The sequence below is a fragment of the uncultured Victivallis sp. genome (genome assembly GCA_944389935.1).
In the GTDB taxonomy this organism is placed as follows: Bacteria; Verrucomicrobiota; Lentisphaeria; order Victivallales; family Victivallaceae; genus Victivallis.
In genome coordinates, this window is the sequence record CALXOE010000008.1 from 1 (window position 1) to 22142 (window position 22142).

Annotated in this window: 18 protein-coding genes and 2 tRNA genes; 12 read left to right on the forward strand and 8 right to left on the reverse strand. The window is 56.3% G+C overall.

Annotated elements, in window-relative coordinates:
• The 3 genes from Q0J85_RS04010 to Q0J85_RS04015 form a co-directional block, all read left to right on the forward strand.
• Window positions 1–223, forward strand: a 223-nt coding sequence (locus Q0J85_RS04010; RefSeq protein ID WP_294478430.1) for a hypothetical protein, incomplete at its 5' end; no start/stop codon positions are given.
• Window positions 210–431, forward strand: coding sequence for a DDE-type integrase/transposase/recombinase (locus Q0J85_RS15430; protein ID WP_367274597.1), 222 nt, complete (start codon window positions 210–212; stop codon window positions 429–431). The genes Q0J85_RS04010 and Q0J85_RS15430, both read left to right, overlap by 14 nt.
• A 390-nt stretch (window positions 432–821) precedes the next feature.
• Window positions 822–1112, forward strand: coding sequence for a hypothetical protein (locus tag Q0J85_RS04015; RefSeq protein ID WP_294478432.1), 291 nt, complete (start codon window positions 822–824; stop codon window positions 1110–1112).
• A gap of 323 nt (window positions 1113–1435) precedes the next feature.
• On the opposite strand, the gene Q0J85_RS04020 is transcribed toward Q0J85_RS04015, so the two are convergent.
• Window positions 1436–3001 (reverse strand): ATP-binding protein, encoded by a 1566-nt coding sequence (locus Q0J85_RS04020; RefSeq protein WP_294478434.1) that lies wholly within the window; start codon window positions 2999–3001, stop codon window positions 1436–1438.
• Window positions 3002–3590: 589 nt separating this feature from the next.
• Here Q0J85_RS04020 and Q0J85_RS04025 point away from each other — a divergent pair.
• From Q0J85_RS04025 to Q0J85_RS04035, 3 genes are all read left to right on the forward strand, one after another.
• Window positions 3591–3667: transfer RNA gene (locus Q0J85_RS04025), tRNA-Met, on the forward strand.
• A gap of 13 nt (window positions 3668–3680) precedes the next feature.
• Window positions 3681–3757 (forward strand) — tRNA-Met (locus tag Q0J85_RS04030).
• Window positions 3758–4009: 252 nt separating this feature from the next.
• The gene (locus Q0J85_RS04035; protein ID WP_294478437.1) at window positions 4010–4831 is read left to right on the forward strand and encodes an AraC family transcriptional regulator; all 822 of its coding nucleotides are present in this window, start codon (window positions 4010–4012) and stop codon (window positions 4829–4831) included.
• A gap of 6 nt (window positions 4832–4837) precedes the next feature.
• On the opposite strand, the gene Q0J85_RS04040 is transcribed toward Q0J85_RS04035, so the two are convergent.
• Genes Q0J85_RS04040 through Q0J85_RS04055 form a run of 4 tightly spaced genes read right to left on the reverse strand, consistent with a single transcriptional unit; the run spans window position 4838 to window position 8859 of the window.
• The gene (locus Q0J85_RS04040; protein ID WP_294478439.1) at window positions 4838–6121 is read right to left on the reverse strand and encodes a hypothetical protein; all 1284 of its coding nucleotides are present in this window, start codon (window positions 6119–6121) and stop codon (window positions 4838–4840) included.
• 7 nt (window positions 6122–6128) lie between these two features.
• Entirely contained in the window at window positions 6129–6608 is a 480-nt protein-coding gene (locus tag Q0J85_RS04045) for a GNAT family N-acetyltransferase (RefSeq protein WP_294478441.1), read from the reverse strand.
• Window positions 6605–7612, reverse strand: coding sequence for an acetyl-CoA carboxylase carboxyltransferase subunit alpha (locus Q0J85_RS04050; protein WP_294478443.1), 1008 nt, complete (start codon window positions 7610–7612; stop codon window positions 6605–6607). The genes Q0J85_RS04045 and Q0J85_RS04050 overlap by 4 nt, the downstream gene beginning before the upstream one ends.
• A 29-nt stretch (window positions 7613–7641) precedes the next feature.
• Entirely contained in the window at window positions 7642–8859 is a 1218-nt protein-coding gene (locus Q0J85_RS04055; RefSeq protein ID WP_294478445.1) for a L,D-transpeptidase family protein, read from the reverse strand.
• A 214-nt stretch (window positions 8860–9073) separates the two neighbouring features.
• On the opposite strand from Q0J85_RS04055, the gene ilvB reads away from it, so the two are divergent.
• From ilvB to Q0J85_RS04070, 3 genes are read left to right on the forward strand one after another with little or no spacing between them, the layout of a single operon-like run.
• Complete coding sequence (ilvB, locus tag Q0J85_RS04060) at window positions 9074–10840, forward strand: biosynthetic-type acetolactate synthase large subunit (protein WP_294478449.1); 1767 nt, start codon at window positions 9074–9076, stop codon at window positions 10838–10840.
• 14 nt (window positions 10841–10854) lie between these two features.
• Window positions 10855–12123: a 3-phosphoshikimate 1-carboxyvinyltransferase gene (aroA, locus tag Q0J85_RS04065; protein WP_294478451.1), complete on the forward strand. Its 1269-nt coding sequence runs from the start codon at window positions 10855–10857 to the stop codon at window positions 12121–12123.
• Window positions 12124–12135: 12 nt separating this feature from the next.
• Window positions 12136–12774, forward strand: coding sequence for a hypothetical protein (locus Q0J85_RS04070; protein ID WP_294478453.1), 639 nt, complete (start codon window positions 12136–12138; stop codon window positions 12772–12774).
• 12 nt (window positions 12775–12786) lie between these two features.
• On the opposite strand, the gene murD is transcribed toward Q0J85_RS04070, so the two are convergent.
• The gene (gene murD / locus Q0J85_RS04075; protein WP_294478454.1) at window positions 12787–14040 is read right to left on the reverse strand and encodes a UDP-N-acetylmuramoyl-L-alanine--D-glutamate ligase; all 1254 of its coding nucleotides are present in this window, start codon (window positions 14038–14040) and stop codon (window positions 12787–12789) included.
• Between the two features lie 98 nt (window positions 14041–14138).
• Between murD and larB the strand changes: the two genes are divergently transcribed.
• The 3 genes from larB to Q0J85_RS04090 are packed head-to-tail and all read left to right on the forward strand — an operon-like array spanning window position 14139 to window position 17815.
• Complete coding sequence (larB, locus tag Q0J85_RS04080) at window positions 14139–14888, forward strand: nickel pincer cofactor biosynthesis protein LarB (protein WP_294478456.1); 750 nt, start codon at window positions 14139–14141, stop codon at window positions 14886–14888.
• A 25-nt stretch (window positions 14889–14913) separates the two neighbouring features.
• Window positions 14914–16632 carry a 2-isopropylmalate synthase gene (locus tag Q0J85_RS04085; RefSeq protein WP_294478459.1) on the forward strand — a complete coding sequence of 573 codons (1719 nt, stop codon included), beginning with the start codon at window positions 14914–14916 and terminating at the stop codon, window positions 16630–16632.
• Window positions 16625–17815, forward strand: a complete 1191-nt coding sequence (locus Q0J85_RS04090; protein WP_294478460.1) for a D-alanyl-D-alanine carboxypeptidase family protein — start codon at window positions 16625–16627, stop codon at window positions 17813–17815. The genes Q0J85_RS04085 and Q0J85_RS04090 overlap by 8 nt, the downstream gene beginning before the upstream one ends.
• 334 nt (window positions 17816–18149) lie before the next feature.
• On the opposite strand, the gene Q0J85_RS04095 is transcribed toward Q0J85_RS04090, so the two are convergent.
• Window positions 18150–18707, reverse strand: coding sequence for a hypothetical protein (locus Q0J85_RS04095; RefSeq protein WP_294478461.1), 558 nt, complete (start codon window positions 18705–18707; stop codon window positions 18150–18152).
• A 366-nt stretch (window positions 18708–19073) separates the two neighbouring features.
• Entirely contained in the window at window positions 19074–22142 is a 3069-nt protein-coding gene (gene secA, locus Q0J85_RS04100) for a preprotein translocase subunit SecA (protein WP_294478462.1), read from the reverse strand.

Sequence of the window (22142 nt, forward strand, 5' to 3'; positions counted from 1 at the left end):
GGTTGTTGAAGCGGCAAGCGAGACGAATTACCGTCGTGCGGTTCAGGAGTTGGCGCGTGATGGGAAACTGCCGATCTTGTTTCATTCCGCGCATGGTTGGGTGCTGCGCACGAATTGCGATGAAATAGACATTTCAAAGCGCGTGATTGGTTTCGCTCCGATTCAAACGGGCATTTGTGATAGGAATCGTCGACTGGTTCAGCCGCAAGGTGTTGGCTTATAATGTAGTGAATACAATGGACGCTTTTCATTGTGTCGAAACATTAAGAATGGCTGTGGATTCCTATGGGAAACCGGAGATTTTTAATTCGGATCAAGGGAACCAATTCACCAACTCGGAGTTTATGGCGGAACTTCGGGATCATGGCATTCTGATCAGCATAGACGGGCTGATTACATCAGTTTGCCGCAGCTTCGCTTCGGGGTGGTAGCATTATGTGAACTTTTACAACTCCAAGTGGATTCATTCGGTACTCCAATATCGGATGCCGGATGAAGTCTATCTCGGAACTTGTAATCGGCAAGCAATGGGATATAGTAATTCAAAGGCTTTTACACCAATCTTTCAATAAGATGTTGTCCAAGCGAGGGGAGAAGCGCAGATAATTATGTCCTCAAAAAATTATAATTTGATTTTCCTCTTTTTCTTAGTCTGTTATTTTCTCATATTTAGTTGTATGTATATCTTTTTTAATGACGGGTCAATAATAGAAAATTTTATAGATTTTCTTACCATATTCATTTTTTTGGCAGGAGGGTATGCTGGATGCTTTTCAATAGTTTTTTTGTTCTTCCAATTTCAGCTAAAATGTTGGAAAATCATGTTGTCCTCAGTTGTACCACAATTGACATTGGCAACTTTATTTACTTTTTTTATTTCACATAATAGTCATACTGCATGGGAAAATGCCTCTTTAATTGGATTGTTTTTCCTGATTTTTCATCTATTGATTCTAGGAATATATTGTATATTTTCAATAATTACTTGGAGGGATACAAAAAATTGGATTCCTACATTATTAATTGGAATTATTGGTGGTAGCGGAGTAATATGGCAAATGGTTGGAAGTCAAGTTCTGCTGAGTTTTGGAGGTATGGGAATACTCAGTTGAAAGATATGTAAACTCCCCCGATCCCAACAAACCTTTTAAGGAACTTTTCTTCATGCTGTTAAGACATTACGAGACGATTGCCATGAAGCATAAATTTCCTGTGCTAAGCAGCGGGAAAATGGTTTGAAGAGTTTGTAAAAACGGGTAACACTTTTCTCTGTGGGATAACGTCCGGAAAATTGCACACATTTTGAGAGAGGGCACTTGAAAAAGGGCCTGTTTTCTGATTGATTATAGAGACCAAACTCCCAGGCCCCATGCGCGATATGCCGGAATTCTTAGGAGACCAATTCACATTCCGGCACGTTTTCTGGGAACAGGGATTATAAGCAGACTTCTTCCTGTTTCCAGTCGTCAAGCTGGCGGGTTTCCATGTTGAGGTTTGCGCCGATCAGGATGATCCGTTTCCCGGAATGCTGATATTTCCGGAAATACTCTTTTTCTTTGATCTGATCGAGGGCGCACTCCGCGTTCCGGTTGATTTTGAACTCGAAGAGGTAGATCCACTCGCCGCACATGGCAACGGCATCGATCCGTCCGTCGTTCGTACGGGATTCCGCCTCGATGTAAACGCCGAGCATCAGGAACAGCAAAAAGAAAATCGTCTGGTAATACTTCTCGTTGCTGAGCTGAATGTCATACGGGATCGCGGCCAGAAAGATTTTGAAATCCTTCATGATCCCCTCCGTATTGCCGCTGCGAACATGCCGTGCCAGACCGACCGCTATCCCCTCGAGTTCATCCTTGGTGATGGAGGTATAGGCATTCAGCAGATAGGTGTCGAATGCCGAACGAACCTCGAAATTCGGGAAATCGAGATGGTAAAAGGTCGCTCCGAAATCCACAAAGGAACTTTTGATGGTCAGATAACCGGTCTGGAGCAGAAGCGCCAGAGGCTCGATCCGGTCAACCTCATAAGCGGCGAACGCAATCCCGGAGACCGGACGGGTCAACGCATCTTCAAAATCGAAGTTCTTCTTTTTGATGAGCTCCAGCAGAAACGACGGTGTTCCGGTGGAAAACCAGTAATTTTTGAATTCACCATTGTCCGTAAAAAATGAGGCCAGAGAAACCGGATTGTAGACCGTCTCTTTTTGCGCGTGAAACCGGTAGCCGTTATACCAGTTTTTGATCTCCCTGAGGTACGCTTCGTGCGGAAGCTGCTGCCGGGATTCCGCCGCGGAAATCCATTCGGCGAAGTTGGTTTCAAACTCCCGCTGCGTGTACCCGAGCATGGTTGCGTAATCCGCATTCATCGTAATGTCGGTCAGGTTGTTGAGATCGGAAAACAACGAAACGTGGCAGAATTTCGAGACCCCTGTCACAAAGACGAAATGCTCCTGCTGTTCACAGGTTTTGATGGTGGAATAAAATCCCTTCAATACGAACAGCATTTCCTTCAGCTCAGGATTCCCGATATTGTTCAGGATCGGCTTGTCATATTCATCAACAAGAATGACTACCGGAGCATCTTTTGATACAGCGGAGATCAATGCTCCAAAGGAAGATGCCAATTCATCATTTTGTATCTGAATCGAGACTTGATATTCCTCCGCCTTATCTTGCAGGAGGCGGGTTATAAATTTTCTCAATGTCTCCGGTGTAGTTGCATCGCAATTTCCCATATCCAGATGGATGACGGGGTATTTTTTCCAGTCGTAGGACTTGTTGTAAATCGCCAGCCCTTTGAAGAGTTCTTTTTTTCCGGAAAAAACGGCTTCCAGCGTGGAAACGGTCAGCGACTTCCCGAAGCGGCGCGGTCTTGACATGAAATACATGGCGGGGGCGGAATCGATGAGCCGCCAGATGTACTCCGTTTTATCCACATAGAGGAAGTTGTTTTCGATCAACTTCTCAAATGTATAAATGCTGCTCGTCAATTTCTGCATGATTCATCGCTCCCAGTCAAGACATGTGTTAATGTACTGCCGAAAAGAATTGATTTCAAATGGATGATTGACAAAATGAGTGATCTTCAGAATGCCCTCTCTCAAAATGTGCGCAATTTTCCGGACATTATCACCAATTTCCATCGCAAATGGTATTTCATTGCAATGGAACGAATGCTCATCTCATGGCGTTCCGCGATGATTCTCCGTTCCAATTCTCTGGTAGTTCGGGCGTTGGCGAAAGACAGAAAATGCAGGTGTTCAAAGTTGCGACGGTGGCAGGCTTGACAATACAATCGATGAATCCTGATTCTGAAGTAACCCAGATGCAGCCCCATCGGCAAACCCTGTATATCGCGAATGCGAACACATTCCGGTCGCACCTTCAACGAACCGCATCGAGAGCAGTGAAAATCCTTGCGTTTGATGACCGAAATCAATTTTTCAGGTAAATCGTGGCTCAAACCGGAGAAGAACCGACAAAACCGCATCTCAAAACGACGCAGAGCCTCCCTTTTGCGGCTTTTTCCTGTTTTTTTTACCCTTGCGGCTTGTAAAAATGCAAAAGTCAACTATTTTAATAAGGCATGGCGGCTTAGCTCAGTTGGTTAGAGCGTCGGAATCATAATCCGCAGGTCCCTGGTTCGAATCCTGGAGCCGCTACCACTTTTGGTCGATTGGCGGCTTAGCTCAGTTGGTTAGAGCGTCGGAATCATAATCCGCAGGTCCCTGGTTCGAATCCTGGAGCCGCTACCATCTTCTCGCAGCTTCGGAGAAATCCGGGGCTGCTTTTTTATTCATTCCACCCCCGGGTGGCATACTCACAGCCTGGCCTGGTATCGCTGGGGTGGTCCGAGATCGGAATTTCGCTTTAAATCCCGATTTTTATATGGGTTTATTACATTCAGGCAAGGAAACGGGAATTCGTGCTTGCATTTCCCGCGCGGTTCATTATATTGAATTGATGAGAGGGGGCAAGGATCAAACAGGGAGACCGGAATGGTTAAAATGGATCACAGGAACGAAAAGGGCGGATATTCCCTGCTGCGGGACTATCACAGTCTGCTGGAACTCAGACTGCTTGAACTGGCCAATTCCCGTTTTGTCTGGAAAGGAAAAAACTCGTTTTCGTTCAACCGCTGCTTCCTCGTGATCGAAGGGGGCGGCCGTATGATAAACCATTCCGGGAATCAGGAGCTTGAATTACGTCAGAATCATGCGTATTTCGTCCCCCCTCGGGCGGAAATCTCCTGCGATTTTCAGCCCGGAATCTCTCTGCTGAGTCTCCATTTTCAACTTTATATTCTTCCCGGCGTCGAGGTGTTCGGCGGCGAACTTCTCTGCCGGGAGGCGGCTGTTGATCCGGAACGGCTTCGCGAATTCGCCGGATTGATGGCACGTACGCCGGACTGGGAGGTTTTCTGTCGTTTCGAGTCTCTGATCTGGCTGCTGTTCTCCCGCTTTCACGAACCCGACCACCGCCGCATCGAACGCTTCTGCGGGCTGAATGAAAAGTACGGGAAAATTCTCCGCTATGTCCACAGCAACATCAATGCGGAAATGGGCGTTGACGAGATTGCCGACAAGGCCGGTGTGAAACGGGACACGTTCTCCCGCCACTTTTCCAATGATTTCGGAATCCCGCTGAAAACGTTCGTCATGGATGAACTTATGGCGGTCTCGGAGCGGTATCTGCTGCATACGGAAATGCCGGTTCGCGAGATCGCCTCCCGGCTGAAGTTCAGCAGCGAATTTTACTTCTCCACTTTTTTCAAACGTCTGAAAGGAGTCTCCCCCACCCAGTTCCGGGCGTTTCGCCGGAAGATTTGACCCCGATCAGTTTGATTTGCTTCCGAACTCCGCCGGGATCAATTTCACGATCGGTATTGTCACGAGGAAACTCGGGATCGTGCAGACCATGACATACCAGAAGAAGCCCGTATAGCCGAGTGACTCCGCCATGTAGCCGGAGACTCCGCCGATCAGCATCATGCCGAGAATCGTCACGCCGGTCATGATTGCGAAATGGCTGGTCTTGAATTTTCCGGATCTCTCCGCAAGCGCGACCATGACCAGCAGTACCGCCGTGTATCCGAGTCCGTAGCCGAACTGCTCCACGGCGATGCAACTGCCGACCGCCCAGAGTGAGGCGGGGCGTTCCACCGCGAGGTAGACGTAGACGATATCCGGCAGATTGATCGCACACACCAGCGGCCAGATGCACTTTGCGAATCCGCGCGACGCCACGAGTACGCCGCCGAGAATCCCCCCGGCAATCAGCGCAATCGGGCCGACGGTGCCGTACAGTGTTCCGATCGCTTCCAGACTCAGTCCGAGCCCTCCCTGTTCCCGGCTGCTCTGCAGGAAAAGCGCCGCGATTTTACCGAGCTGCGCTTCCGCCAGACGGAACAGGAAGAGAAACAGCAGAATCCAGATGATCCCTTTCATCCGGAAAAAGCTCAGAAACGATTCGAGAAATTCGGACAGCACTCCCCCCTGCCGGGTCGCCGCGCAATCCCCGGCCGGACGCGGCAATGCGAGGGTGTGCCAAAGAAAAACCCCGCCCATCGCCACGGCGGCACAGAGCAGCGACAACGCCCAGCCGGACCGCAAACTGCCGTGCAGATGTTCGACCACGCCGGCCAGCGTGACAAGCCCTCCCTGCACCGACACCGAGGCGATTCGGTAGAACGTCCCGCGGATTCCCGCGAAAAACGCCTGTTCGTGCTTGTCGAGCGCGATGAGGTAGAAGCCGTCCACGGCGACGTCGTGGGTCGCCGAGGCGAACGCCAGCAGGAAGAATACACCGATGAGAATCAGGGAGAGACTCTCGCTCACGATCAATCCCGCCATGGCGGTGAACAGCAGCGCCATCAGAAGCTGAGTCGCAAGAATCCATTGCCGCTTGGTGCGGAACATATCCACGAACGGCGCCCAGAGCGGCTTGATGGACCACGGCAGCATCATGAGGCTCGTCCAGAGCGCGACGTAGCGATCCTCCATCCCGAGTGATTTGAAGAGAATCGCCGAGACGGTCGACACGGCCATGAACGGACCTCCCTCGGCAAAATACGCGGTCGGCACCCAGAGCCAGGCTCGTGTTTTACCGGAGAGGATCATTGTGAACTCAATCCTCCTGCGAAAATTCGATCAGCATGGCGGTTTCGTCGCAACAGTCGTTTTTCGGGCATTTCGCACAGTCGCTCCAGATCTTTTCCGGAAAGAGGTTGCGATCGACGACCCGGAAGCCGAGCGCCTTGAAAAACTCAACCTGGTAGGTCAGTGCGAACAGCCGGAACTTCTTCCGGCGGATTCGGAGTCCCGCAACCAGCGCTTCGATCATCGCGCGGCCGATTCCCTTGCCTTGAAAACCGGGTTCGACCACCATCGAGCGCACTTCCAGGAGGTCGTTGCCGAAGTCGCGTGCGGCGGCGCAGCCGCGCACCACGCCGCCGACCTCGGCAACCAGAAAGTTGCCGAGGTAGAAACGGATGTCCTCCTCGCTGCGCGCGAGCACGATCGCCTTCTCCGAGTAGATCGTCAGGAGTTCATGGATTTTTTTAACGTCCGATTCGACTGCTTCGCGAACCGTCAGGAGATTTTTCACTCGTCGGCCTCTTTTGCTGCTTCTGCCGGTGCTTCCGGCGTGAGCGGGAGTTCCGTGAATTTGCCCATGGCACGGAATTTTTCGTAACGCTGTTCGCGCAGTTTGCAGCCGGAGAGCTTGCGCAGTTCGGAGAGCTGTTTCGCGATCGCCTCGCCGACGAGTTTGGCGGCCTGTTCATGGTCGCGCTGAGCGCCGCCGAACGGTTCCGGAATGATGCCGTCGGCGATGCCGAGTTCAAGCAGTTTCTCCGCCGTGAGCTGCAGCGCTTCCGCCGCCTGCGGCGCGAATTTGCGGTCTTTCCAGAGAATCGCGGCGCACCCCTCGGGCGTGATGACCGAATAGTAGGCGTTTTCCATGATGAGAATCCGGTTGCCGACGCCGATGCCGATCGCCCCGCCGGAACCGCCCTCGCCGATGATGACCGAGACGATCGGCACCCGAAGCGTGAACATGTCGCGCAGATTCACCGCGATCGCTTCAGCGATGTGACGCTCCTCACTCGAGATGCCGGGGAAGGCTCCCGGAGTGTCGATGAGCGTGATGATCGGCACTTCCGCCTTGTCTGCGAGCTGCATGAGCCGCATCGCCTTGCGGTATCCCTCGGGGCTCGGCCAGCCGAAATTGCGGTAGACGTTGGACTTCATGTCCCGTCCTTTCTGGGTGCCGATCACCATGACCGGTTTGCCCTGAAATTTCGCAAAGCCGCCGATGATCGCCTTGTCGTCGCGGAAGCGGCGATCGCCGGAAAGTTCCATGAAATTCGGGAAAATATGGTTGATGTAATCGAGCGTGTAGGGCCGTTCCGGATGGCGCGCAAGCTGTACCCGCTGCCACGGGGTGAGCGAGCTGTAGATCTCTTTCATCGTCTCATTCATGCGTTCGGTCAACGAACGGATCTCCGCGGAGAGATCGAGCTTGCTGCTTTCGGAGAGCTCCTGAAGCTCCTGAAGTTTCTTGCGCAGCTCGATGATCGGTTTCTCGAATTCCAGATGGATTTCCGGCATAATGGTGAACTCCCTTGCGTGGTAAGTATTTATTCAACGATTTCGACCGGCGTTCTGGCCGGAATGATGATGTACAGTTTGGAAACGTCCGCGTCGCGCATGCGGATGCAGCCGTTGCTGAGCGATCGGGTGATGTCCGATTCATCCTGCGTGCCGTGGATGCCGTATCCGAGCAGCGGGCGGTCCGGACTGCCGGTCGGCGCGAGTTTCAGAAAATAGTTGCCGAGCGGATTCTCCGGGTCGCCGTACTTCACGACGCCGCCGCCGGGCATATACCAGTCCGGATTGCGCAGCTTGCTTGAGATGACGAATTTCGCCGTCGGGGTTTTGCCGAGTCGTCCGATCCCGACGTCGAAAACCGCGTAGAGCGTGTCGCGGTTGTAGAGCTCCAGCACGCGCGCATTCTTGTGAATCATGATCTTCCACGGTCCGGGGTGAATCAGCAGTTTCTTGCCGATTCTCAGGATGTTGTCTTTCTCCGGAACACGGTTGTAGTGCTTGATCGCATCGATTGTCGTGTGGTATTTCGCGGCGAGGGCGCTGTAACTTTCTCCGGGTCTGACCGGGTGGATCAGAGTCGAATCCCCCATTTCCGCGCGGGTCTCGAATGCCGTCAGATTCGCTTCCGTCAGCAGTGCGGCCGCCTGTCTCCACTCGGAGGAGTAGGGAATGACCGACGAATTTCCCAGAATCGCGCGAGCGCTTTCCGCGGCGGCGGCGAAATTTTTCTCTCCGAGGCTGGTCTCAGCCCGGGTGAATGCCGCGTCCAGCGACGGCTTCACATCGGTCGGGATGTCGGTTTTCGGCACGTCGGGACGGTCGATGATCGGATCTCCGATCCACGGCTTGCCTTTCTCGGGAAGCTGCGTCGCCTCTTCCGGCTGTTCAGGGGAGGCCTCGGGCGGGGTCTCTTCTGTCCCGGACGTCTCTTCGACTGTCGTTTCCGGATCGGGCGATTGCCCGTCGGCCGGCTGCGGCAGTTCGCTTTCCGTTCCGGGAGAGACTTCGACCGGATCCCGACTCTCTGCCTCCCGGACGTTTTCGTCATCGGCGGGGAGGGTCGTGCTTTCCTCCGGCGGCAGGGCCGGAAGTTCCTCCGGCGTCCCGTCCGATTTCGGAATCAGAAAATAGACGATCGCGCAGGTCAGGGCCGCGACGACGATGAAGATCGCCGCGAGACGCAGACGCATTCCGGCCTTGTTCGGTCTCCCGTCTCCCTGATCGAACTCGTAATCGATCTTTGCCATATCTGATTTCGTCCTCCCGGTTTCATGAGCGTTACAGCGAAACAGGAATAATATAGTGCAAGATCCCTGTTTTTCAATGAGATAATTTGATTTTTGCTGGAAAGAGCGGTATATTTACCGATTGACTGAACCGGAGCCGGGGGAAATTGCGGAAAATCCCGGGCTTTGCCGGAGACAGACTGGAGAAATCATTACAGCGTAAGGAAATAAAACGATGGATACACCAAAGACGCCGACTCTTTTGAAAGGCAGTGAAATCACGATCAAATGCCTGGAGCTCCTCGGAGTTGAAGTCGTCTTCGCATATCCGGGCGGGCAGGCGATCGAGCTGCACCAGGCGTTGTCGAAATCGAAGATGCGCGTGATTCTGCCGCGCCACGAGCAGGGCGGGGCGTTCGCCGCGGGCGGTTACGCCCGGATTTCGGGCAAAGTCGGCGTCTGTATGGCGACGAGCGGCCCGGGGGCGACGAACCTCGTTTCCGGCATTGCGGACGCCTATATGGATTCCATTCCGACGGTTTTCATCACCGGGCAGGTCTCGAGTTCGATGATCGGCAAGAACGTGTTTCAGGAGACCGACATCATCGGGGTGACCCGTCCGATCGTGAAGCACAGCTTCCTCGTGCTTGACGCGAAAGATATCCCGCAGATCATGAAAGAGGCGTTCTACATCGCCTCCTCGGGTCGTCCCGGCCCGGTGGTGGTCGACATCCCGAAGAACGTGCAGCAGCAGCGGGTTGAATTCAACTTCGATGTGCCGGTCGCGCTGAACTACTATCATCCCGATCCGGTGTTCGATCCGGCCGATGCGGAGAAGATCCGTGAATTGATCGCCGCGTCGAAGCGTCCCTGCATCTACGCAGGCGGCGGAATCATTTCGGCGGGAGCCTCTGCTGAACTTTTGAAGTTCGCCGAGAGTTACAACATTCCGGTGGTGACCACGCTGATGGGGATCGGGGCGTTTCCCGAGAAGCATCCGCTGTCGCTGCGCTGGCTCGGCATGCACGGGTCGGTGTTCGGCAACTACGCCGCGAATGAGTGTGATCTGCTGCTCGCTTTCGGTGCGCGGTTCGACGATCGTGTGACCGGCAACCCGCAGAAATTCGCGACCCGCGCGAAGATCGTCCACGTCGACATCGACGACTCCGAAATCAACAAGAACAAGCCCGCCGATCTCGGGATTGTTGCAAATATCAAGGAGATGCTTGCGGCTTTGAACGAGCATCCCCTCCGGCAGGAGTACGCCGACTGGTTTGCGCGCATTGCCGAGTGGAAAGCGAAGTACCCGTATAACTCCTATCGCGTGAAGCCCGATCATGTGCAGCCGCAGTTTGTCATGCAGGAGCTTTCGCGCCTGACGGACGGCAAAGCCGTCATCGTTCCCGGCGTCGGCCAGCATCAGATGTGGGCGGCGCAGTATTACGATTACAGTTTCCCGCGCCAGCTGCTGACTTCCGGCGGTCTCGGCGCAATGGGGTTCGGGCTCCCGGCGGCGATGGGGGCAAAGGTCGCCTGCCCGGAAAAGACCGTCATCAACATCGACGGCGACGGCAGTTTCCAGATGAACATTCAGGAGCTCGGGACGCTTTTCGTCGAGGAGATCGACGTCAAGATGATCATTTTGAACAATCAGCACCTCGGTATGGTTGCGCAGTGGGAGGACCGTTTCTACGATCACAACCGCGGCAATACGGTGCTCGGACGCTGCAAGGGGTCGAACGGCTGCGGGACGGGAAAGGATTGCGACCACTGTGACGGCACGCGCTGCACGGGCGGGCCGTATCCGGATTTCGTCACGATCGCCTCGGGGTACGGGATTCCGGGGCGCCGGGTGTTCAAGCGGGAGGAGCTTGCGCCCGCCATCGAGGAGATGCTCGCTTACGACGGTCCGTTCCTGCTCGACGTTTATATCGGCTATGATGAACACGTTCTGCCGATGATTCCGCCGGGTGGCGACTACACGACCATCATCATGGAGTGACGGGGAGGCGTCGCATGAAACTGCTGGTGAAACCCTCCCGGGTTCGTGGAAAAATCGCCGTGACCGGATCGAAGTCGCACACGATCCGCGGCATCGCCGCTGCGCTCGCGGCGGAGGGGAAGAGCACACTCATCGCCCCGCTGGAGTCGGCGGATACCCGTTCGACGCTTGAAGCCGCGAAATTGCTCGGGGCAAATGTGACGGAGGGGGACGGCTTCTGGGAGATCGCGGGAACGGGCGGGAAATTTGCAGATCCCGGTCGTACGCTTGATCTCGGCAACTCCGGAACCGGAATGCGGATGCTGACCGGTTTCTGCGCCCGGCAGAATTTCCCGATCCGTTTCGACGGCGACGAGAGTCTGCGGACGCGCCTGATGGCAGGGCTCTTTGACGCGCTTGCGCCGCTCGGCTGCCGGATTGAATCGACGAACGGCAAGTGTCCGTTCACGGTCGAGGGGCCGCTGAAAGGGGGCGCGACGAAAGTGGACGGCACGACGTCGCAGTTTCTCACGTCGCTGCTTTTCATGCTGCCGACGCTGGCGGAGGATTCGACGGTCGATCTGGATTTTCTTCATGAGAAGCCTTATATCGGCATAACGCTCGCGTGGCTCGACGCTTTGGGAATTCGCTATGAGATGAGTGACGACATGCTGCACTGGCGCATTCCGGGCGGGCAGAAGATTCCGGCGTTCCGGCGGGTGATTCCGGCGGATTTCTCGACTGCGGCATTTCCGCTCTGCGCGGCGGCGCTTTGCGGGGACGGGGTTGTGATCCGGAATCTTGACTTCTCCGATGCGCAGGGGGACAAGAAAGTGTTCTCCTGTCTCGAACGGATGGGTGCGAAGATCGAGCACGGTACGGAGCTCACTGTTCTGCCGACGGGAGGAAAGTTGCACGGCTGCGCGATCGACATGAACGAAACGCCGGATGCGCTCCCGGTCATGGCGGTCGTGGCGGCGCTGGCGGAGGGGGAGACCCGACTCCTGAATGTGCCGCAGGCGCGCGTCAAGGAGACCGACCGGATCGCGGTGATGGCCTCCGAACTTGCGAAGATGGGGGCGGAGGTCGAGGAACTGCCGGATGGAATGGTGATTCGCGGCGGCGCGCTGCACGGGGCGGAGGTCTCGAGTTTCGGCGATCATCGCATTGCGATGGCGCTCGCGGTCGCCGGGCTCGCGGCCGAGGGAGAAACGGTGATCGACCGGGCGGAGGCGCCATCCGTCACTTATCCGGATTTTATCCGTGATTTTCAGAATATCGGAGCGGATTTCACTGTATTGTAATGGGTTGCGAATATGAAAAAGTGGCGGATCATCCTGTTTCTGGCGATGACTCCGCTTTTTTTTGCCGGCGCGTCCGAGGCGAAGCCGCCGACCCGGAACGAGCTGCTGATAAAGCTCTATTCTTTCATGCACGGAAAAGAGGCGGAGCCGGTTGAGTCGGCGCGGATCGAACTGGCCGGGCCGCATAAACTCGAGTTCCTGCGCCGGGGAAAGAAAAGTTCGCTCCTCCGTGACGGGAAGCCCGCCGTTGTTTTCGACGGGACCCGGTGCTGGCGGGACGGGACGATCGGCGGCAACGATGAGACCTGGATCTTCCAGCTGCTCTTCGCGATCCGTCCCGTGCCGGAACTGTTCGGTGATCTGAAACTCTTTCCGCGTCCCGGAACGGAGGGCGTTTATACGTTGCTCGGGCGGCGTGACCGCTATCTGACCACGGCACTCATCGCGGTGGACGGCGCGTCGGGGCGGCTCGAATCGGTGACGGTCATGCGTGACGGTGTCACGCGCCGTTTCCTCCCGTCAGAGTTCCGGCGCGAGCGGGGACGGAACATTCCGGGAAAGCTGCGGATCGACGGCGAGGAGTACGAAACGCGTCGTGTGGAGTGGAATCTCCCGCTCGACGACGCGCTTTTCCGCTTCCCCGCCGAATGACTCCGCGCCTTTTCAGAGCTGTTTCACGAATGCGGCGAACCGGTCGCCGCGCTCCTTATAGTCCCGGAACATATCCATGCTGGCGCAGGCGGGAGCGAGCAGCACCGTGTCCCCGGGCTGTGCATGGTCGCACGCTGTGCGAATTGCCCGCTCGAACTCCATGCCGCAGTCGGCGGTCGGAATCGACTCCGGCAGCGCGGCGGCGATCTTTGCGCGGCATTCTCCGTAGAGCACCGCGAACCGGATCCGGTCGGCGAATGGCGCGAGCGGAGAAAAGTCCATCTCCTTGTCGAGCCCGCCGAGGAGCAGCACAACCGTCCCCGGAATCGCGCGCAGCGCTGCGACGGTCGAGGCGGGATTGGTCGCCTTGGAGTCGTTCACATAACGGACGCCGTTTTTCTCGCAGACGAGCTCCTGACGGTGGCGGCCGGGTTGGAACATGTGGATCGCAAGCCGGAACTCCGGGGAGAGCACCGTTTCGAGCGGAAGCACGCGCAGACAGAGCTCGACTGCCGCCGCGAGATTTTCACGGTTGTGCACTGCCGAGAGCGCGGTGTTGCCGAGGTCGATCAGCACTTCCTCTTCATCGATCATCAACGCATCGCCGTAAAGTGTGACCCGGCGCGGCACGGGGGAGTCCATCGAGAGGCCGTAGACGCGGTTTTCCGGCGCGACCCGGTCGAAGATCCGCTGTTTGACTGCGGCATATTCGGCGAACCCGCCCGCATAGCGGTCGACGTGGTCCGATTCGAGGTTCAGCAGCGCCGCTGCGAACGGCGCGAATGTGTCGCACCGCTCGAGCTGGAAAGAGCTGACCTCGACGACCGGCAGCGCGTCGGGGGAGAGTTTTCCCTCGCGCAGATCGGCGGCGAGTTCCGAGAGCGGCAGTCCGATGTTCCCCGCCGTGCGTGCCTCGACACCCGCAGCGGTGAGCAGTGCGGCCGTGAGTTCGGTGGTCGTGGTTTTCCCGTTGGTCCCGGTGATTGCGAGGAGTTTCCCCGGCCAGTTGCGGAATCCGAATTCAAGTTCGCTGATGAATTCGCACTGCCCCTTTCCCGCGCGGCGCATTGCGGCCTGCCAGAGCGGTGAGACGAGCGGCTTCATGCCGGGGCTGGTCACGATGAGATCGGCTTCCGCGACGGCGGCGTCGGCGTCGAGTCCCGGAGAGTCGGAAAGAATCGCGGTTGAAAACCCGAGTGAGGCGGCCAGCCGTTCGGCCGCCTTTCCCGAGAGTCCGCCGCCGAGAATCAGACAGTGCTGCTGCATGGTGTTTCCTTCGATGTTTCGATGGTATTTTTTTGGAGATAACGTTCTTAATATAACTTGATATTTTGCCGGCCGCAAGTTATATTCTTTCATTCATCATGAGAGCAAAAGATAAAATTCTCGAAGAGGCCGCGGCAGGGCGTCTCGGTTTCGTCGAAGCCGTGGCGGAATTGGCCGCCGCCTCCGGTGCGGTCGGGGAGCTGAAAGAGGCGAAGATCGACCACGCCCGGGAGGCTCGCTGCGGTTTCCCCGAGTTCGTTTACGGTGCCGGGAAGAGTCTGGAACAGCTTCTGGAGATCATTCCGGAGATCCATGGCCGGACCGGCTCGGTGCTGGTGACCAGGCTTCCGGCGGAGACCGGTTCGGCACTGGTGCAGGCGTTTCCGGCCGGGGAGTACGATCCGGCGGCCCGGACGTTCCGGATTCGCGATCCGGAGCGCAGGTTGACCGGCAAGGTGCTGGTTGTCACGGCCGGCAGCAGCGACCACGGCGTGGCGAAAGAGGCGCTCCATACGCTCGAAGCATGCGGCATCGGCGCGGAACTCGTGGCGGATGTCGGCGTGGCCGGGATCGAACGGCTGTTTGCGTCTCTCGACCGGCTGCGTTCCGCCGATGTCTGCATCGTGGTCGCGGGGATGGAGGGAGCGCTTCCGAGTGTGGTCGGCGGTCTCGTCCGCTGTCCGGTGATCGCGGTGCCGACCAGTGTGGGTTACGGTGCCGCGTTCGGGGGTGTCGCGGCGCTGCTCGGGATGTTGAACAGCTGTGCATCGGGCGTGACCGTCGTCAACATCGACAACGGGTTCGGTGCGGCGTGCGCTGCGGTGAGAATGATCAGAGCAAACAAATAAATGAACATATATACGGTTGCAGAAAATGGAAAGTTATCCGAAATATCGCTATCCGGAGCCGGTGAAGATCGAAAATCGGCAGTGGCCGGATCGTCTCATTACCAAAGCGCCCGTCTGGGCCTCCGTCGATCTGCGTGACGGCAACCAGGCGCTGCCGGAACCGATGACCCCCGAGCGCAAGCTCGAATATTTCAATATGCTCGTGAAGATCGGTTTCAAGGAGATCGAAGTGGCGTTTCCCTCCGCTTCCGCAGACGACTTTCACTTCGTGCGGATGCTGATCGAGGAGAATCTGATTCCGGACGACGTGACGATTTCCGTGCTGACCCAGGCGCGCAAACACTTGATCGACAAGACTGCTGAATCGCTGCGTGGCGTGAAGCGGGCGATCATCCACTGCTATGTGCCGACGAGCGATCTGCACGGCCGGTTCGTTTTCAACGATACGCGCGAACAGGTTCTCGAGATGGCGGTCACCGGGACGCGCCTCGTTCGCGAGGCGATCGCCCGCGAGGGGTTGACGGAGGTGTGCGGCTACGAATTTTCGCCGGAGGAGTTCACTGACAGCGACCTTGATTTCGTGGTGGATCTCTGCTGCGCGGTCAAACGCGAGTGGGGCCCCTCGACGCCCCGCGATTTCATTCTGAATCTGCCGGCGACGGTCGAGCGGCGGCCGCCGAACCAGTATGCGGATATGATCGAGCTGTTCTGCCGCAAATATCCGTATCTTGCGGAGACCACCATCAGCATTCACGCCCACAACGACCAGGGGTGCGCGGTTGCGGCGAGCGAACTGGCGATTCTGGCCGGAGCGACCCGCGTCGAGGGAACCATCTTCGGGCATGGAGAGCGGACCGGCAACCTCGACCTTTCGGTGCTGGCGCTGAATCTCGAATCGCGCGGGATTTCGACGGGACTGTCGTTTCACAATATGCCGGAGATCGTCCGGATCGTCGAGCGCAACTCCGGAATTGAGGTGCATCCCCGTCATCCGTATGCGGGGGATCTGGTGTTCACGGCTTTTTCCGGGTCGCATCAGGATGCGATCCGCAAGGGGCTCGAGCGGCGGCGGGAGATCTCCGATTTCTTTCAGCAGGGGTGGAAAGTTCCGTATCTGCATATCGACCCGGCGGATCTCGGCCGCCAGTACGAGAAGCTCATCCGGATCAACAGCCAGTCCGGCAAGGGCGGTGTTGTTTATGTGCTTGAGAAAGAGTTCGGAATCTATCCGCCGAAGAGCATGCACCCCGAGATCGGCGCTGTCGTCCAGAAATACATCGACGAAACCGGCGGCGAGATCGACTCGAAAAAGCTGCGCGAAATCTTCAATTCCGCGTTTGTGAACATCGCCGGCCGATACCGGATGGAGAACTATCAGCGCGCTTCGGTCGGCGACCGTTCGGGCGCGACGTTCTCCTGGTTTATCGACGGGAAGCAGTATGAGTTGACCGGGCAGGGGAATGGTCCGCTGTCGGCGGTGGTTCATTCGCTCAAGAGTTCGGGCTTGATGCCGTTCTTCAAGCTCGAGGATTTCTCCGAAAGCACGCTCGGGAAAGATGCCGACGCCCATGCCATCGCGTTTGTCGGATTGCGCTGCGGCGGGAAAGGGGAACACCTGATCTACGGTGCGGGTGAGCATTCCAACATCGACCGCGCCGCGATCGCCGCGCTGGTCAGCGCCATGAATCGTGCCGCTGCCATGGGCGTATTCCGGAAGGGGGAGGGAGCGCCCGAACATGAATGAAGTGAACCGGGCCCGCTGGAAACTTCTGGGCGGGATTTTCATTGTCATCATCCTCATTCACGTGATTGCGGTGAGCTGCATTGTCGCGAGTCATCATCCGCCTGTGGATTCTGCGGCAGCGGCTTCTTCGGAGGAGTCGTCCCGGGAAGTTGCCTCGAAAGAGCCGGAAAAGGCTCCGGAGGAAGAGAAGAAATCCGGCGGCTTCTGGTCATGGCTCTTCGGTGGCGGGGGTGAGGAGGAGAGTGCCTCGGCCGCGCAATCCGGCGGCTCCCGGCAGGCGGCCGTGCAGAAACGCGACTGGCGTTACAAGAAGCCTTCGACTGATCCGCAGTTCGGCACGCCGTTCCATTTCGAGTATGCGAAGCGCGGGGATTTCTCTGCGCGGGAGATTCCCGGCAGCAGCGGTGCGAAGAGCGGAATCATGATCGACCTTTCGACCCGCAATGTGCTTTGGGAGAAGAATTCGACGAAACCGGTGCCGATCGCGTCGATGGTCAAGATGATGACGCTCTACACCGCGTTCGAGGAGCTCGAGGAAAATCCGAAATTTTCGCTCGATTCCCCCGTGAAGATTTCGCCGGAGGTTTTGAAAGTGCCGCGCACCGGGATCATCTGGCTCGACCCGCGCGAGACCTTTCCGCTGTCGGATCTGATGAAAGCCGCCGCGATCAAGAGCGCAAACGACGCCGCCGTTCAGATTGCGATGTTTCTCGGCGACGGCAGCCAGGAGGCATTTGTCGCGAAGATGAATGCGAAAGCGCTTGAACTCGGGATGACCAGCAGCAATTTCGTGAGTGCCTGCGGGTTGCCGGACCGGAAGAAAGGCAATTCGGTCAGCACCGCGCAGGATCTGATGATCCTCGCCGAACATCTGCTGCAGTACCCCCAGTACCTTGAGTGGAGTTCGACCCGGCTCGATTACATTCGGGAAGGCAAAAAACGCACGATGCTGAATACGACGAACCGTCTGGTGAATGCCCGTTATCCGGGAGTGGACGGACTAAAAACCGGATATACGGACGATGCCGGTTACTGTTTGACATTCAGTGTGTTGCGCAACGGGCGCCGGATCATCGGCTGCGTGACCGGGTTTGACTCCGCATCGAAAGGGCGTGATTCTTTCTGCCAGAAGCTGATCGAGTGGGGCTACAAACGGGCGGCCGAGCTCGAACAGAAGAAATAGCGCGGTGGAATGTCGGGGCGGGAAGAGCGGTTTCCCGCCCCGTTTTTTATTGTTCGGGCGGAAAAACACATCTGATGTTTTTCCAGAAAAGCCGATAACTGCCATGAAGCTGACCGGAGTCCGGCTCTGACATCTTTCCACGACAAAAAGGAGAACTCGACAGCTTGCAAACTTTACGAAAGCGGTATAGGGAACAAATGTTCGTAGAATTTTGGACCCTACCGAGGCCTCGGTCAGTGCACCGTCAGTACGCTATTTTTTGTTCCTAAGAATAAAAGCATCCTCCACATTTTTGTTGCCGTCGGTGATGCAGGTGCAAGTTTGCAATCTGCGATCATTGTTTTGGCGGTACTTTCTCTGTGCTTTCTTCTTGAGCCGAATTCTCGACTTTTTGCATAAGTTCCTGATAACGTTTCTCTTCCAACCTCTGCAATTCTGCGGCACGTTGTTCTCTAGTAGGAAATGAAAGACAAAGCCATATTGTGATTGCACACCATAAAACATACAAAACCGTAGTTTTAATCTTGATCTTTTTATTTTTTGAAAACTGTATCCAGAATATTAAAAAACTCGGAAAATGTAAAAATAAAATTACTGGCATATTAACGAAATAGAGAAGAATTATATACAACCACTCTGTTTCTAGTACACCTAATACAACCAATAAAATATATGCCAAGTATGTAGATCCCCCAAATATATTGCTCAAAATCAAAATTTGTGATTCTTTTACTAAAAATAATTGAAATAAAACATCAATACCAATAAAAAGCAGAACAGAATACCAAAATCGTTTTTTTCGTGACACAATCGCCTGGTTATGCTTATCCTTACAAAAAATGATAATAAACACAAAGACGGTAATCCCCTGGAACATCACAGCCCAAACCATGATAATTACAATCCTCCTGGACTTGCCTGCGAACCATGATGTGCTGCATCGCCTGTCATATACGGCAATCAATGGTTCTGCTTTCTTCGCGTCAATAAGAGTAAGATAGCATGGAGAATCCTGATTGCAAATCGGAATTCCTGGAGCATGAATCAATTTGCGGGACACAGAAAGAGGCAGGAAAGAACCTCGACTCCGAACCCGGATCGTCGCAGCCAGCCATGATGCTGGCTGGAGTCGGGAGTGGTTTGGAAAAGGAAGAGCGCGAGAAAAAACTTCCCTTTCTCGCATCCGGACTGACATACAAAACGTCCCGCGGCGTTGATTCACCGCGGGACGTTCCATTCTGTCCGATGTTGCCGGAGCTTACTGCTCTTTGCCGCAGCACTTTTTGTATTTCTTGCCGCTGCCGCACGGGCAGAGATCGTTCCGGCCGATCTTGGGAGCGGCCCGGTGAACCGGCATCTGCGTCACCCCGCTCTCCTCCTCCGCTTCCGCCTCCCCCTGCGGCATCGCTTCGGGCATCATGCCAGGCAGCGGCGGCGGCAGCGTGATCGTCCCCTGACCGAATTCCGGCGAGGAGACCGTGATCGAACCGCCGTCAAACTGGCCGAACGTCTGATGAATCAACTCCTGCGGCAGCGTCGCAAGAATCTCCTCGAGCGTCGCAAGCCGCGTGACCGTCACCCGGAACAGGTTGTTCGCCACATCGTGATAGATCTGATCCATCAGCGTCTTGAAGATCTTGTACGCCTCCTGCTTGTACTCGACCAGCGGATCTTTCTGCGCATAGACGCGCAACGACATGCTCGAACGCAATCCGTCCATCGCATAAAGGTGCTCCTGCCAGAGCCGGTCAATCGCCTCAAGCACCGTGTGCCGTTCGAGATACTGAACCTGCTCTTCCGGCAGATCGGCGTTGCGTTCCTTGTACGCCGCCTCGATCCGGTCGACGATCTGAAGCGTCAGTTCGTCGGCGGAGTGAAGCCGCCCGTCCGCGCCGATCCCCGCAGTCAGCTCCTCCTCCTTGAATGAGAGCGGGAACGTCGTGTTCAGGTAGTTCACAAGCGCTTTCCTGTCGAACGCATTGCTCTTGTCCGAGGTTTCAGAAGCGGGTCTGGCCGCGATCATCTGAATCTCATTTTCAACAACCTGCTCGATAATGCCGAACAGCACGTCGTGCGGATCCTCCGAAAGCAACGCCTGCTTGCGCAAGCCGTAGATGATCTCACGCTGCTTGTTCATCACATCGTCGAAGTCGAGCGTCCGTTTACGGATCGCGAAGTGCTGCTGCTCGACACGCCGCTGGGCGGTCTCAATCGACTTCGTCAGCCACGGATGCTGCAATTCGTCCCCTTCTTCGAGCCCGAACCGCTCGAAAATCTTCACGATCCGGTCGGAGCCGAAGAGACGCATGAGGTTGTCCTCGAGCGAGACGTAGAACTTCGACGATCCCGGGTCTCCCTGGCGCGAGCAGCGCCCGCGCAGCTGACGGTCGATGCGCCGCGAGTCGTGACGCGAACTGCCGATCACATGGAGTCCGCCGAGTTCCGCCACACCGGGCCCGAGCTTGATGTCGGTACCGCGTCCAGCCATGTTCGTTGCGACCGTCACCGCTCCGACCTGCCCCGCGCGCGCCACGATTTCGGCTTCACGCTGGTGATTCTTTGCGTTCAGGACATTGTGCGGAATATTCCGCATTTTAAGCATGCGCGAGAGAATTTCCGAATCCTCAACCGAGATCGTGCCTAACAGTACCGGCTGCCCCTTTTCGTGACGTTCGATCACATCTTTCAGAATCGCGTTGTACTTCTCGCGTTTCGTCTTGAAAATCGAGTCGTTCTCATCCTTGCGGATGCAGGGACGGTTCGTCGGAACCACGATCACGTCAAGCTTGTAGATCTGATGAAACTCGTTTGCCTCAGTTTCCGCCGTACCGGTCATGCCGGCGAGTTTCTCGTACATGCGGAAGTAATTCTGGATCGTGATCGTCGCCATGGTCTGGGTTTCCTGCTCAATCGGAACCCGCTCTTTCGCCTCGAGCGCCTGGTGCAGACCGTCCGAGAAACGGCGGCCCGGCATGATGCGCCCCGTGTGTTCGTCGACGATCAGAACCTTGTTCTCCTGAACGACGTAGTTCACGTCTTTCTCGAAAAGGCAGTAGGCTTTCAACAGCTGCGAAAGGTCGTGCAACCGCTCGCTCTTGGCGGCGAATTCACTCTGAAACGCCTCGCGTTTCGCGGTTTTCTCCGCTTCCGTGAGAGCTTCGTCCCGGTCGATCGCCGCAAGTTCGCTCAACAGATCCGGCACGATGAACGCATTCGGATCGTTCGGGGAGATCGCCTTGCGCCCCTTGTCGGTCAGATCGGCCTCATGAGTCTTCTCATCCATCGAGAAGTAGAGTTCGCCCTGAACCTCCTGCAGCAGTCCGCGGTTCGAGTCGCTGCGCACGCGCGTTTCGAGCTTTTCCAGCTCTTTCAGAATCGCACCGTCCTCGAGCACGTGCAGCAGTTGTTTGTGAGTCGGCATGCCGAATTTCACCTGCAGCAGTTTCACGAGCGCGTTTTCCCGGTCTTCCGCGGAGAGATTCTCCTGGGAAAGCGCGGCGCGAGCCTCGCGCACGAGCCGCGAACAGAGCATGTTCTGCTTGTTGTAGAGGTCCGAAACCAGCGGCTGCAACTCATCGAACTGGTGGGTCGACATCGGCACCGGGCCGGAGATGATCAGCGGCGTACGCGCTTCGTCGATGAGAATGCTGTCGATCTCGTCGATGATCGCAAAGTAATGGTCCCGCTGCACAAGCTGGGCGGCTTCATTGGCCATGCCCATGTCACGCAGGTAGTCGAATCCGAATTCGCTGTTTGTGCCGTAGGTGATGTCGCAGGCGTACTGCTCGCGGCGGACATGCGGCGGCTGCTGATTCTGGAGACATCCGCAACTGATCCCGAGGAAGTTGTAGATGTTGCCCATCCAGTTGGAGTCGCGCAGCGCAAGATAGTCGTTCACGGTGACGAGCTGGCAGTTCTTCCCGGTCAGCGCGTTCAGGTAAAGCGGCATGGTCGCGACGAGAGTTTTGCCTTCGCCGGTGGCCATTTCGGCGATGTTGCCGCGGTGCAGCGCGATGCCGCCGAGGATCTGCACGTCGAACGGAACCATGTCCCAGACCATCTTCTGACCGCAGACTTCGATCTCCTTGCCGACCAGACGGCGGCAGGCGTTCTTGACGGCGGCGAACGCTTCGCACATGATATCGTCGAGCGTCTCCCCGTTGGCCAGCCGCGCCTTGAATTCGTCGGTCTTGGCGCGGAGTTCCTCGTCAGTGAGCTTCTGGTATTCGACTTCGATCGCGTTGATCTTGCGGACGAGCGGCGCCATCCGTTTGAGGTCGCGTTTCGATTTGGTGCCGAAAACGGCTTTCAGGATGGAAGTCAGCAT

Excerpts from the sequence above, each read along its gene's own strand:
- Q0J85_RS04015 (WP_294478432.1), top strand. The coding sequence starts at position 822 with ATGTTGTCCTCAGTTGTACCACAATTGACATTGGCAACTTTATTTACT.
- Q0J85_RS04020 (WP_294478434.1), bottom strand. The coding sequence starts at position 3,001 with ATGCAGAAATTGACGAGCAGCATTTATACATTTGAGAAGTTGATCGAA.
- Q0J85_RS04035 (WP_294478437.1), top strand. The coding sequence starts at position 4,010 with ATGGATCACAGGAACGAAAAGGGCGGATATTCCCTGCTGCGGGACTAT.
- Q0J85_RS04040 (WP_294478439.1), bottom strand. The coding sequence starts at position 6,121 with ATGATCCTCTCCGGTAAAACACGAGCCTGGCTCTGGGTGCCGACCGCG.
- Q0J85_RS04050 (WP_294478443.1), bottom strand. The coding sequence starts at position 7,612 with ATGCCGGAAATCCATCTGGAATTCGAGAAACCGATCATCGAGCTGCGC.
- Q0J85_RS04055 (WP_294478445.1), bottom strand. The coding sequence starts at position 8,859 with ATGGCAAAGATCGATTACGAGTTCGATCAGGGAGACGGGAGACCGAAC.
- ilvB (WP_294478449.1), top strand. The coding sequence starts at position 9,074 with ATGGATACACCAAAGACGCCGACTCTTTTGAAAGGCAGTGAAATCACG.
- aroA (WP_294478451.1), top strand. The coding sequence starts at position 10,855 with ATGAAACTGCTGGTGAAACCCTCCCGGGTTCGTGGAAAAATCGCCGTG.
- Q0J85_RS04070 (WP_294478453.1), top strand. The coding sequence starts at position 12,136 with ATGAAAAAGTGGCGGATCATCCTGTTTCTGGCGATGACTCCGCTTTTT.
- murD (WP_294478454.1), bottom strand. The coding sequence starts at position 14,040 with ATGCAGCAGCACTGTCTGATTCTCGGCGGCGGACTCTCGGGAAAGGCG.
- larB (WP_294478456.1), top strand. The coding sequence starts at position 14,139 with ATGAGAGCAAAAGATAAAATTCTCGAAGAGGCCGCGGCAGGGCGTCTC.
- Q0J85_RS04085 (WP_294478459.1), top strand. The coding sequence starts at position 14,914 with ATGGAAAGTTATCCGAAATATCGCTATCCGGAGCCGGTGAAGATCGAA.
- Q0J85_RS04090 (WP_294478460.1), top strand. The coding sequence starts at position 16,625 with ATGAATGAAGTGAACCGGGCCCGCTGGAAACTTCTGGGCGGGATTTTC.
- Q0J85_RS04095 (WP_294478461.1), bottom strand. The coding sequence starts at position 18,707 with ATGGTTTGGGCTGTGATGTTCCAGGGGATTACCGTCTTTGTGTTTATT.
- secA (WP_294478462.1), bottom strand. The coding sequence starts at position 22,142 with ATGCTGACTTCCATCCTGAAAGCCGTTTTCGGCACCAAATCGAAACGC.